This is a genomic window from Leifsonia sp. PARNA 1/14 (genome assembly GCF_055720965.1).
The window spans coordinates 139,925-151,465 of record NZ_JBVQSP010000001.1; the positions used below are offsets into that span (position 1 = coordinate 139,925).

The following is an 11,541-nucleotide window of genomic DNA, read 5'->3' on the forward strand; positions in this document are numbered from 1 at the left end:
AGTGTCGGCCCGGAAGACGCCCCAGCGACCGGTAGGCTCCCTCCGGACATGAATCGCACAACCGTCGCCCTGCTCGCCGCGCTGGAGGCGGTCATCGTCGCGGCAATCGGCATCGGGATCTGCGTGGTCCCGCTGACAGTCCTCTGGGCGGCGCAATACCATCTGACCGGGGACTTCGCCGTCGTCTGGAAGGCCGCGGTCGATGTCTGGCTGGTGGGCCACGGCGTCAACCTGACGGTGGTGCTCGATCCGCAGACCGTCGGCTCGCTCGGGCTGCCCGCGGCCGCGGCCCCGTTCCAGGTGACCATCGCCCTACTGGGGTTCGCGGTCCTCACCGCCGCACTCGGGGTGCGTACCGGTTCGCGCGCCGCCGAGACGCCCTTCCGCAGCACCGGCGCCCTGTCGGCGCTCGCCGTGTTCCTCGTGATCTCCGTGCTGGTGACCCTGACTGCGGGAAGCGCGGTGGTGACGCCGTCGGTGTGGCAGGGAATCGTGCTGCCGCCGTTCGTGTACGCACTGGGCATCGGAATCGGTTTCGCGTTCGCGACCCTCCGAGAGAGCGGGTCGCGTACTTCGTCCCGGGCAGGCGACGGGGCATCAGACCGGCCCGACGTCCGCGCCGACGGCCCCTCGCCCGACTCGCGGGGAGGCGCGACCCCGGTCGCCCTCGATGTGCGCGCACGGGTCGACACCATCCCTGCGCCGGTTCGCTCCGCCGTGCTCGGCGCGCTCCGGGCCGGGAGCGCGGCGACGGCCATCGTCATCGGTGTCTCGGCGCTCATCCTCACGCTGCTGATCTTCGGCAACTACGGCGCGATCATCAGTCTCTACGAACAGCTGCAGACCGGTGTCGCGGGCGGCGTCGCCCTCACGATCGCGCAGCTGGCGTTCCTGCCCAACCTGATCATCTGGCTGATGTCGTGGCTCGTCGGCCCGGGCTTCGCGATCGGCGCCGGCTCCGCCGTGAGCCCGATCGGCACCGCCCTCGGGCCGCTGCCGGGTGTGCCGCTCTTCGGCGTCATCCCGGCCCACGGCTACACCTTCGGCCTCGTCGGCGTGCTCGTGCCGGTGCTCGCGGGCTTCGTGGCCGCTGCGCTGCTGCGCGCCACGAGAAAGACCCAGGTCGACGGCCCACTCGCCCTGTCACTCACGGCGGTGGGGATCGGCGTCGTGGCGGGGATCCAACTCGGCCTTCTTGCCTGGTGGTCGTCGGGAGCCCTCGGGCCGGGCCGCCTGCACGACGTCGGCCCGAATCCGTGGCTGGTCGGCGTGTTCGCGGCGGTGGAGGTCGCCGTCGCGGCGATCATCGGGCTGCTGGCCGGAGGTCGCGCCCGACGATGAGAGCGCCAGCCCCGCGACTGCACCTGCCGAGGTTCACCCTCCGGCGCAGGTCGACGGAGGCCGAGCAGCTCGTCGAGAGCCCCTCCGCGCAGCTCCAGGAATTCCTCGTCCGGCTGGGCAGCGCGCTCCTCGCGATCGGCACCGCGTCGCGCGACATCCAGGGCACCCTGAAGCGCGTCGCGACCGCGCTCGGGTCACCGCGGGCGACGCTGATCGTGTTCCCCACTCTGATCTTCGTCGGGCTGCCGGGGGAGGCGCAGACGCGGTTCGACGTCGCGGAGGCCTCCGGAGGAGAGGTGCGGTTCGACCGCGCCGCGCACGTCTACGCGGTGGTCGACCGCGCCCTGGCGGGGAAGATCACCGCGGTCGAGGGCATCGAGGCGCTGCAGGCGACCACCGACGCCCGGCCGCGCTTCAACCGCCTCGTGCGGATGGTGGGTCATGGCTTCGCCTCCGCCGGCGTGGCCCTCGTGCTTCTCGGCGCCGAGACGACGAGCATGCTCTACGCGTTCGCACTCGGGATGCTGGTCGGCGCTGCGAAGCTGTTCGTGCGCCCCGGCACGTACGCCGCGATCCTCCTGCCGGTCGCGACCGCGTTCGCGCTGTCGCTGCTCGTCTTCCTGCTCGGACGCACGGTGCTCATCGACGAGCCGCTCCAGGTGCTCGTCCCTCCGCTGGTCACACTGCTGCCCGGCGCTGTGTTGACCACCGGCATCCAGGAGCTCGCGGCGGGCGACATGGTCGCGGGCTCCAGCCGGCTGGTCTCCGGCATCGCCCAACTGGGCTTCCTCGCCATCGGGATCCTCGCCGCCATGACGATCACGGGCGTTCCCGCCTCCACCGCGCTGCTGTCGACCCAGCCGCCGCTCGGCGCGTTCCAGCCGTGGCTCGGCGTCCTGCTGTTCTCGGTCGGCATCTTTCTCTACTACTGCGGGCCGAAGCGGTCGCTCTACTTCCTCACGCTCGTGCTGCTCGTCGCCTACGGCGGGCAGCTCGTCGGCGCGCTGATCATGGGCAACGTCTTCAGCGGCTTCTTCGGCGCGTTCGCGCTCACGGTGCTCGCGTACCTCGTCCAGTCGGTGCGCGGAGCGCCGCCCGCAGTCGTCTGCTTCCTTCCCGCGTTCTGGCTGCTCGTGCCGGGCGCGACGGGGCTCATCCGCCTGACGCAGACGGCGACAGGGGTGGACTTCGACGCAGGCAGCATCCCGAACCTGCTCGGCTCCATCGTCTCGATCGCCCTCGGCGTGCTGGTGGGGACGGCGCTCTACCGTCAGCTGTACACGATCGCCCCGTCGCGCTGGGGCCTGCGCCTGGTCTGAGGCGACACGCCCCTATGGGTAGGCTTGTCGCGTGCTCTCGATTGTCGTGCTGATCTCCGGCGGTGGCTCCAATCTGCGCGCTCTGCTCGAGGCGGCGTCCGACGCCGAGTTCCCGGCCCGGGTGGTCGCGGTCGGCGCCGACCGGGAGGCCGACGGGCTCGATCACGCGGAGGAGTTCGGCATCCCGTCGTTCACGGTGCCGTTCACCTCGTACGACAGCCGGGAGGAGTGGGGCGACGCCCTGCTCGAGCAGCTCCGGCTCTGGGAGCCCGACCTGGTCATCCTCTCGGGCTTCATGCGCCTGGTGCCGCCGCGCGTCGTGCACGCGTTCTCGCCGAACCTCATCAACACACACCCCGCCTACCTGCCTGAGTTCCCGGGCGCGCACGGCGTGCGCGACGCCCTGGCCGCCGGGGCCACCCAGACCGGCGCCAGCCTCATCGTGGTCGACGACGGCGTCGACGCCGGGCCGGTGATCAGCCAGGAGCGCGTTCCGATCGTGCCGGGCGACACCGAGGCCAGCCTGCACGAACGCATCAAACCCGTCGAGCGGCGCCTCCTCATCGACGCCGTCCTCGACATCGCCAACGGACACATCGACCTCAAGGAGCTCTCCCGAGTATGAGCGGACCCCGTCACGACGCCAGCCTCTACCGCGAACGGGACGTCGTCCCGATCCGCCGCGCGCTGATCTCGGTCAGCGACAAGACGGGCCTCCTCGAACTCGCTGCGACGCTGGCGGAGGCCGGGGTCGAGATCGTTTCGACGGGCTCCACCGCGCAGACCATCCGCGACGCCGGCCACGCGGTGACCGACGTCGCGTCGGTGACCGGGTTCCCCGAGTCGCTCGACGGGCGCGTCAAGACGCTGCACCCGGCCATCCACTCGGGACTGCTCGCCGACCTGCGACTGGCCTCCCACGAGGACCAGCTGAAGGACCTCGGCATCGAGCCGTTCGAGCTCGTCGTCGTCAACCTTTATCCGTTCGTCGAGACGGTCGCGTCCGGAGCAGTCGGCAACGACGTCGTCGAGCAGATCGACATCGGCGGCCCCGCCATGGTGCGTGCGTCGGCCAAGAACCACGCCAACGTCGCCATCGTCGTCTCGCCCGACGACTACGCGGAGGTCGGGGCCGCGATCGCCGCCGGTGGCACCGGCTTCGACCAGCGCCGTGCGCTCGCCGCGAAGGCGTTCGCGCACACGGCCTCGTACGACGGCGCCGTCGCTGCGTGGTTCGCAGGGGAGGCGCCCTCTACCGACGACTTCGCTGAGCGCTTCGAGGTGCGCGCCGAGCTGCAGCAGACCCTCCGCTACGGCGAGAACTCGCACCAGGCCGCTGCGCTCTACGCGGACCCGGCGGGCCACGGTATCGCGCAGGCGACCCAGCTCGGCGGCAAGGAGATGTCGTACAACAACTACGTGGACGCCGACGCGGCCCTGCGCAGCGCCTACGACTTCGCCGAGCCGGCCGTCGCGATCATCAAGCACGCCAACCCGTGCGGCATCGCGGTCGCCGACGATATCGCGGACGCGCACCGCAAGGCGCACGAGTGCGACCCGGTGTCGGCGTACGGCGGCGTCATCGCAGCGAACCGCACGGTGACGCTCGCGATGGCCGAGACGGTCAAGGGCATCTTCACCGAGGTCCTCATCGCCCCGGGCTTCGAGCCGGAGGCGCTGGAGCTGCTGCAGACGAAGAAGAACCTCCGCATCCTGCAGCTGCCCGAGAACTACAGCCGCGCCACGACCGAGTTCCGCCAGATCTCCGGCGGCGTGCTCGTGCAGGACAGCGACCGCTTCGATGAGTTCGATTCCGCCGGCTGGACGCTCGTCTCCGGCGAGGAGGCCGACGCGGCCACCCGCGCCGACCTCGAGTTCGCCTGGAAGGCGTGCCGTGCTGTCAAGTCCAACGCGATCCTGTTGGCCAAGGACGGCGCGTCCGTCGGCGTCGGCATGGGTCAGGTGAACCGCGTCGACTCGTGCAACCTGGCGGTCAGCCGTGCGGGGGAGCGGGCGGCCGGATCCGTGGCCGCCTCCGACGCGTTCTTCCCGTTCGCCGACGGCCCCGAGATCCTCATCGCCGCAGGCGTCTCCGCGATCGTGCAGCCGGGCGGCTCCATCCGTGACGAGGACGTCATCGCGGCTGCGAAGGCCGCGGGCGTCACGATGTACTTCACCGGAGAGCGCCACTTCTTCCACTGAACCGCACGCCCGGAGCCGCGTGCTCACCGAGCCACGTGCTCATCCGGGCGTCGCGTTGCGTCCGCTCGCGGGGTCGGGCGAGAATAGACGACGGTCCACAAGACCCTCAGCATTCACCGCGATCCCACGAGGAGACACCGATGTCCGTCCTGCCCGCAGACCTTCCGCACGAAACACTGCACGTCGTGAAGGGGAGGCGGAGCGGCCTCACCATCAGCATCGCGGTGCACTCCACCGTCCTCGGTCCCGCCCTCGGCGGCTGCCGCGTGTGGAACTACGACTCCTGGCAGGAGGCTGTCGCCGATTCGCTCCGCCTGGCGGAGGGCATGACCTACAAGAACGCCGCCGCCGGGCTCAACCGCGGCGGCGGCAAGGCCGTCGTCTATCTGCCGCACGGACACCAGCTCACCCCCACCGAGCGGTACGAGGTCATGCTCGACCTGGGCGACGCCGTCGAGAGTCTGGGCGGCAGCTACATGACCGCGGAGGACGTCGGGACGAGCGCCGAGGACATGTCGGTCGTCGCGACCCGCACGGCCAACGTGTGCGGCCTCCCGCCCGCCGAGGGCGGCGTCGGCGAGCCGAGCGACGCGACCGCGGCCGGCGTCTACGCCGGTCTGCTGGCGACGCTCGAGCGCGCCACCGGCAGCCGCGACGTCGCCGGTCGCCGTGTGACCGTACTGGGGCTCGGGCACGTGGGCTCGATCATCGCCATGCGCCTCGCCAGCGAGGGCGCGGTGCTCACGGTCACCGACGTGAACCCGGCCAAGCGCGCCCTCGCCGACGCGATCGGCGCTTCCTGGGTCGAACCGGGCGACGCGCACCGCGTGGAGGGCGACCTGTTCGTTCCTGCGGGCGTCGGCGGCGTGCTCACCGACGCGGTCATCGACGAACTGCGCGTCAAGGCCGTCGTCGGCCCGGCCAACAACCAGCTGGCCGAGCGGGCAGGCGCAGAGCGGCTGGCAGCCCGTGGCATCCTCTGGGCGCCCGACTTCGTCGTGAACGCCGGAGGCGTGATCTTCCTCTCGATGATGAACGAGGAGACGCCGTCCGCCGAGGCCACCCGCGAGCGCGTGGAGGCGATCGGCGACACTGTCGCCCGTGTGTTCGACGTCGCCGCCGAGCGCGGCATCACCACGCTGGAGGCCGCCGACGAGATCGCGATGGCCCGCCTCCGCGAGCCCGCGCACGCCTGATCCGACCATGCGTCCCACCGTCGGCCTGCCGTGGCCGGCGGTGGGATGCCTCCGTATGCCAGCAATCCCATAGGAACCGGTCGGATAGGCTTGGGCCTCATGACTTCCTCGTGGGCCCGCCGGCTCGTCGCCTCCCTCGTGTCCGCCGTCGCCGTGGCCGCAATCGGCCTCGTCGCGGCCGCGTTCGTTCTGCTGGTGGCCAACCAGCTCAACTCGCAGGCGCTCGGGAGCGTCGCCCAGTACGTCGGCTGGAATGCGCTCGCCGCGTTCGTCCTGACGGCGATCGCCGCACTGCTCGGAGCGTATGAGCGCCGCTGGGTCGCCGTCATCGCGGGTATCCTCGTGGCCCTCGTCAGCACCGCCATCGGCATGCTCGTGCTCTTCTCGACGCTGAATGTGACACTGACCGCAGCGGTGTGGGGCCAGCTCGCGCTGTCGTTCATCGGCGTGAACCTGCCGTTCTGGCTGGCCGTCGCCGTCGCCTTCCCGACCGCCGGTTTCGCCGTGTTCCGAGTGATCGAGGCGCAGGGAGGGGCGACCGCTCGCAAGGTCGCCCTGGTCCGCATCCCGGCCGCGAACCTGGCCGACGGCCTCGTGACCCACATCGACCGCGAGGCCATCGACAACGAGCTCGCCGACAAGCAGTGGGACGACTACGTCGCCGCGCTGTCCGCCGCCGGCTGGCAGACGGTGGAGGTCGCCAGCGCCGACAAACTCGCCGATTCCGTCTTCGTGGAGGACACCGCGATCGTCTTCGGCGACACCGCCGTCATCTCGCGCCCCGGCGCGGACTCCCGCCGCCCCGAGATCGTCGGCACCGAGGCCGCGCTGCGCGCCCAGGGCCTCCGGCTCGAGCGCATCGAGGAGCCGGGCACCCTCGACGGAGGCGACGTGCTCAAGGTCGGCGACACGGTCTACGTCGGACGTGGCGGCCGTACGAACGCGGAGGGCATCCGCCAGCTGCGCGCGCTCGTGGCGCCCCTCGGCTACACCGTGGTCGCGGTGCCGGTCACCAAGGCCCTCCACCTCAAGACCGCGGTCACCGCTCTCCCGGACGGCACCGTGATCGGCTACGAGCCGATCGTGGACGACCCGCGGATCTTCGGCCGCTTCCTGCCGGTTCCGGAGGCCCACGGCACCGCCGTCGTCGTGCTCGACGACGAGACCGTGCTCATGTCGTCGTCCGCTCCCGGCTCCGTCGCACTGGTGGAGGACCTCGGCTACACGGTCGTGCAGGTCGACATCTCCGAGTTCGAGAAGCTCGAGGGCTGCGTCACCTGCCTCTCGATCCGCATCCGCTGAGGTAGCCGACCCTCGGCTCAGTCGCCTGACGTGTCCTCGGTGCACGGGATGCTCCCGGACAACCGGGCGGTCGTCGGGGTGCCTCCGTCGAACACGTCCAGGAACTGCCCGATCGTGCCGTCGTAGCGCACGCTGCCGCCTTCGAGCCGGAACGTCTCCGTCGAGTAGAACGTGCTGCCTTCGCCGGTGGTGAGGTTCGTGCTGAAGACGCCGTTGCGGAGGTCCGCGACGATCTGTGCCGCTTCGCGCACCGACGGATCGTTGCGCACCACGACGCGGCCGTTCGACCGCACGACGCACGTCGCGTGGAGCAGGGAGACGTGCATCGTCCGCGAGTGAGCGCCCTGAACCTGGAGTTCGACGGAGGCGTGGGTCAACGATCGAGCCGTGTTCCCGGCCATGGCGACGCTCGCGAACATCCCGGCGACCAGCACGACGAAGACGCCGAAGGCCCCGATCACCGACCAGAACGGGAGCGAGCGCCAGACCATCCCAGCAGCCTAGCGGGCACCGCCGGGTGCGAGAGGCGACACGAATGCCAGAATTCGCTCTTGCGCTTGGAGTGATGCTGGGAATATCCTGTAGGGCTGCCTTGTCGCAGCATTCGGATGACGCATCGGGCCTGGGAGGACGCCATGACAACGATTGAGAAGACACGAACCGTGACCGTGTTCGGGCTCGTCGCTGCCGCGACCGCGTCCTCGGAGCCGGCCCCCGCCTGGTAGGTCCCAGGCAGGTACGCGCTTCCGGCTGACCGTCGCCGGCACACCCCCGGGCATCCGTGGCCCGGGTTCGTCGCGCCCAAGCGAGCGACTCCTTCGGCGACCTCTCAGCACATCTCACCGGGTCGGAGCCGACCCATCCAAGAAATCGAATTCACGTAACGCACAACAGAGAAGACGGAACTCATGTCCATCGCTGGAACCCATCAGCACCCACCCCAAAGAGAAGACAAGAAGCGGTTCGGAACCTTCCGCACGCTTCTCCGGATCCTCCCGTTCGCCAAGTCGGCGGCACCGCGGATCGTGCTGGGCATGGTCGCCGCTCTGCTGGCGAGCCTGGTCGCGCTGCTGATCCCGCAGGTGCTGCGCTGGCTGGTCGACGGCCCGCTGTCCACCGGCGACGCGTCCGCGGTCTGGCCGGCCGCACTGCTGGTCGTCGGGCTCGGCGCCGCGGAGGCCGTGTTCATCTCGCTCCGCCGCTGGTTCGTGCTCACCCCGGGCACCCACGTCGAGGCGCGGATGCGCAACGCGCTCTACGAGAAGCTGCAGGACCTCCCTGTCGCGTTCCACGACCGCTGGCCGAGCGGCCAGCTGCTCTCGCGCGCCGTCAGCGACCTGAGCCTGATCCGCCGTTGGCTGTCGTTCGGCATCGTGCTGCTCGTCGTCAACGTCGTGACCATCATCGTCGGTTTCGCGATCCTGATCGGCTGGAACTGGATCCTCGGCCTGATCTTCCTCGTGCTGTCGGTTCCGCTGTGGATCTACGGGTTCGCGTTCGAGAAGAAGTACTCGGTCGTCGCCCGCCGCAGCCAGGACCAGGCGGGCGACCTTGCTACTGCCGTCGAGGAGTCGGTGCACGGCATCCGCGTGCTCAAGGCGTTCGGGCGCGGCAAGCACGCGCTGCAGAAGTTCGAGTCGCAGGCGGAGGAGCTGCGCGGCACCGAGATCGAGAAGGCGAAGGCGGTCGCCGGTCTCTGGCTGTGGCTGCTGCTGATCCCGGACGTCGCGTTCGGCATCTGCCTGGTCGTCGGCGTGTGGCTGGCCGCTCAGGGCCAGCTGTCGGTCGGCGAGCTGGTCGCGTTCTTCGCGACCGCGACCGTGCTGCGGTTCCCGATCGAGTCGATCGGCTTCCTGCTCTCGATGACGTTCGACACGCGCACCGCCGCCGACCGCTTCTTCGAGGTCATGGACGAGACGAACGCGATCACCGACCCGGCCGAGCCGAAGCGCATCACCGATCCGCGCGGCGAGCTCGTCTTCGACGACGTGCACTTCCGCTACCAGGACTCGCCGGAGCGCTTCCCCGACCTCCTGAACGGCATCGATCTCACGGTGCTGCCGGGGGAGACGATGGCGCTCGTGGGCCTCACCGGAAGCGGCAAGTCCACGTTGACCGCACTGACCACCCGCCTGTACGACGTGACGGGAGGCTCGGTGCGCGTCGACGGCGTCGACGTGCGCGACCTCACCAGGTACGACCTCCGCAAGGCGATCGCGATGGCGTTCGAGGACGCCACGCTGTTCTCGGCCTCGGTGCGCGAGAACGTGCTCCTGGGCCGCGACGGGCTCGACCCGGCTTCGGCGGAGGCCGACCGGGTCCTCACGGAGGCGCTCGAGATCGCCCAGGCCGGCTTCGCGTACGAGCTGCCGGACGGACTCGAGACGAAGGTCGGCGAGGAGGGGCTGAGCCTCTCCGGCGGTCAGCGTCAGCGGCTCGCGCTCGCGCGAGCGGTGGCTGCGGCACCGAGCATCCTGGTGCTCGACGACCCGCTGTCGGCGCTCGATGTCGACACCGAGGCGCTGGTGGAGGCCGCCCTTCGCCGGGTGCTCGCCTCCACGACCGCCCTGGTCGTCGCGCACCGTCCGTCGACGGTCACGCTCGCCGACCGGGTGGCGCTGCTGGAGGACGGCCGCATCACGGCCGTCGGCACCCACCACGACCTGCTCGCGACCAACGAGCACTACCGTTTCGTCCTCTCCTCCCTCGAAGAGGAACAGGACGAGGAGTTCCTTCAGGAGGTGAATCTGTGAGCACCGCGACAGTACTGGGCGTCGAAGGCGAAGAGCGCAACGACCTCAGCAAAGAGGAGAGCCGGCAGGTCCGTCGGCGCTCGCTGCGCCTGCTCGGCTCGCTGCTGCACCCGCTGCGTCTGCGGCTGGTGCTGACCGCGATCGTCGTCGTGGTCAGCACGGCCGGCCAGGTGGCGGGGCCGGCGATCATCGCGTTCGGCATCGACAACGGGATCACGGCTCTGCACTCGCAGAACTGGCTCCCGGTCGCCGCCGCCGGTGTCGCCTACCTGTTCACCGGCATCATCGGCGCCGTGCTCATCTCGTGGTACACGGTGCTGAGCGCGCGCATCAGCCAGGCGATCCTGATCGATCTGCGCAAGCGGGTCTTCCTGCACACGCAGAAGCTCTCACTCGAGTTCCACGAGTCGTACACGTCCGGCCGCATCATCTCGCGTCAGACGAGCGACCTGGACTCGATCCGCGAGCTGCTCGACTCCGGCATCAACCAGCTGGTGCAGGGCTTCCTGTACATGCTGTTCATCGCCATCGCGCTGTTCTGGCTCGACTGGCTGAGCGGTGTCGTGCTGCTGTGCTCGCTGGTGCCGCTGTACCTGCTCACGCGCTGGTTCCAGAAGCGCTCGCAGAAGCTGTTCCGCATCTCGCGGGTGGCGTCGGCGAAGTTGATCGTGCACTTCGTGGAGACCATGACAGGCATCCGCGCCGTCAAGGCGTTCCGCAAGGAGAAGCGCAACGAGAAGGAGTTCGGCGGCCTCGTCGAGGACTACCGCGACGTCAACGCGCGGGTCATCCAGCTGTTCGGGATCTTCGACCCCGGGCTGGTGATGATCGGCAATCTGACGGTCGGCGTCGTGCTGCTCGTCGGCGGCTTCCGGGTCGCGGACGGCCAGCTCGCCATCGGTGTGCTGCTCGCCGCGCTGCTGTACACCCGCCGGTTCTTCGACCCGATGGAGGAGATGGCGATGTTCTACAACTCGTACCAGTCGGCTGCGGCCGCGCTCGAGAAGATCTCGGGGGTGCTGGAGGAGGAGCCGAGCGTTCCCGACCCGCTGAAGCCGGTCGACCTGTGGACGGCGGAAGGCCATGTCCGCTTCGACGACGTGACCTTCGCCTACAAGCGCGACCGCGTCATCCTGCCGGAGTTCAGCCTGGACATCCCGGCGGGGCAGACGATCGCGCTGGTCGGCTCGACCGGTGCGGGCAAGTCGACGCTCGCGAAGCTGATCTCGCGGTTCTACGACCCGAGCGAGGGCTCCGTCACGCTCGACGATGTGGATCTGCGCGACATGCACCCGAAGGACCTGCGCCGGGCGATCGTCATGGTCACCCAGGAGGCGTATCTGTTCAGCGGGTCGGTCGCCGACAACATCGCGCTCGGCAAGCCGGATGCGACGAGGGACGAGGTGGTGGAGGCCGCGAAGGCGGTCT

Annotated in this window: 9 protein-coding genes; 8 read left to right on the forward strand and 1 reads right to left on the reverse strand. The window is 69.9% G+C overall.

Going from position 1 to position 11,541, the window contains the following annotated elements; genetic code table 11:
- Positions 1-48 precede the first annotated feature (48 nt).
- The 6 genes from AC0HS0_RS00720 (at position 49) to ddaH (ending at position 7,360) form a co-directional block, all read left to right on the forward strand.
- Entirely contained in the window at positions 49-1,341 is a 1,293-nt protein-coding gene (locus tag AC0HS0_RS00720; protein ID WP_472960956.1) for a cell division protein PerM, read from the forward strand.
- On the forward strand, positions 1,338-2,660 hold the full coding sequence (locus AC0HS0_RS00725; RefSeq protein ID WP_472960957.1) for a threonine/serine exporter family protein: 1,323 nt from the start codon (positions 1,338-1,340) through the stop codon (positions 2,658-2,660). Before AC0HS0_RS00720 ends, AC0HS0_RS00725 begins: the two co-directional genes overlap by 4 nt.
- A gap of 31 nt (positions 2,661-2,691) precedes the next feature.
- Positions 2,692-3,285 (forward strand): phosphoribosylglycinamide formyltransferase, encoded by a 594-nt coding sequence (gene purN / locus AC0HS0_RS00730; protein WP_472960959.1) that lies wholly within the window; start codon positions 2,692-2,694, stop codon positions 3,283-3,285.
- Positions 3,282-4,862, forward strand: coding sequence for a bifunctional phosphoribosylaminoimidazolecarboxamide formyltransferase/IMP cyclohydrolase (purH, locus tag AC0HS0_RS00735; protein ID WP_472960961.1), 1,581 nt, complete (start codon positions 3,282-3,284; stop codon positions 4,860-4,862). Before purN ends, purH begins: the two co-directional genes overlap by 4 nt.
- 140 nt (positions 4,863-5,002) lie before the next feature.
- Positions 5,003-6,058: a Glu/Leu/Phe/Val dehydrogenase family protein gene (locus AC0HS0_RS00740; RefSeq protein ID WP_472960963.1), complete on the forward strand. Its 1,056-nt coding sequence runs from the start codon at positions 5,003-5,005 to the stop codon at positions 6,056-6,058.
- A gap of 99 nt (positions 6,059-6,157) precedes the next feature.
- Entirely contained in the window at positions 6,158-7,360 is a 1,203-nt protein-coding gene (gene ddaH, locus AC0HS0_RS00745) for a dimethylargininase (RefSeq protein ID WP_472960965.1), read from the forward strand.
- A 17-nt stretch (positions 7,361-7,377) separates the two neighbouring features.
- Here ddaH and AC0HS0_RS00750 read toward each other — a convergent pair whose 3' ends face one another.
- Positions 7,378-7,851 (reverse strand): hypothetical protein, encoded by a 474-nt coding sequence (locus AC0HS0_RS00750; RefSeq protein WP_472960966.1) that lies wholly within the window; start codon positions 7,849-7,851, stop codon positions 7,378-7,380.
- A gap of 417 nt (positions 7,852-8,268) precedes the next feature.
- On the opposite strand from AC0HS0_RS00750, the gene AC0HS0_RS00755 reads away from it, so the two are divergent.
- Positions 8,269-10,113, forward strand: a complete 1,845-nt coding sequence (locus AC0HS0_RS00755) for an ABC transporter ATP-binding protein (RefSeq protein ID WP_472960967.1) — start codon at positions 8,269-8,271, stop codon at positions 10,111-10,113.
- On the forward strand, positions 10,110-11,541 hold a 1,432-nt coding region (locus tag AC0HS0_RS00760; protein ID WP_472960968.1), incomplete at its 3' end, for an ABC transporter ATP-binding protein. The genes AC0HS0_RS00755 and AC0HS0_RS00760, both read left to right, overlap by 4 nt.

Coding starts and splice junctions, on each gene's coding strand:
- AC0HS0_RS00740 (WP_472960963.1), top strand. CDS start 5,003: ATGTCCGTCCTGCCCGCAGACCTTCCGCACGAAACACTGCACGTCGTG.
- purH (WP_472960961.1), top strand. CDS start 3,282: ATGAGCGGACCCCGTCACGACGCCAGCCTCTACCGCGAACGGGACGTC.
- ddaH (WP_472960965.1), top strand. CDS start 6,158: ATGACTTCCTCGTGGGCCCGCCGGCTCGTCGCCTCCCTCGTGTCCGCC.
- AC0HS0_RS00750 (WP_472960966.1), bottom strand. CDS start 7,851: ATGGTCTGGCGCTCGCTCCCGTTCTGGTCGGTGATCGGGGCCTTCGGC.
- AC0HS0_RS00755 (WP_472960967.1), top strand. CDS start 8,269: ATGTCCATCGCTGGAACCCATCAGCACCCACCCCAAAGAGAAGACAAG.
- AC0HS0_RS00725 (WP_472960957.1), top strand. CDS start 1,338: ATGAGAGCGCCAGCCCCGCGACTGCACCTGCCGAGGTTCACCCTCCGG.
- AC0HS0_RS00720 (WP_472960956.1), top strand. CDS start 49: ATGAATCGCACAACCGTCGCCCTGCTCGCCGCGCTGGAGGCGGTCATC.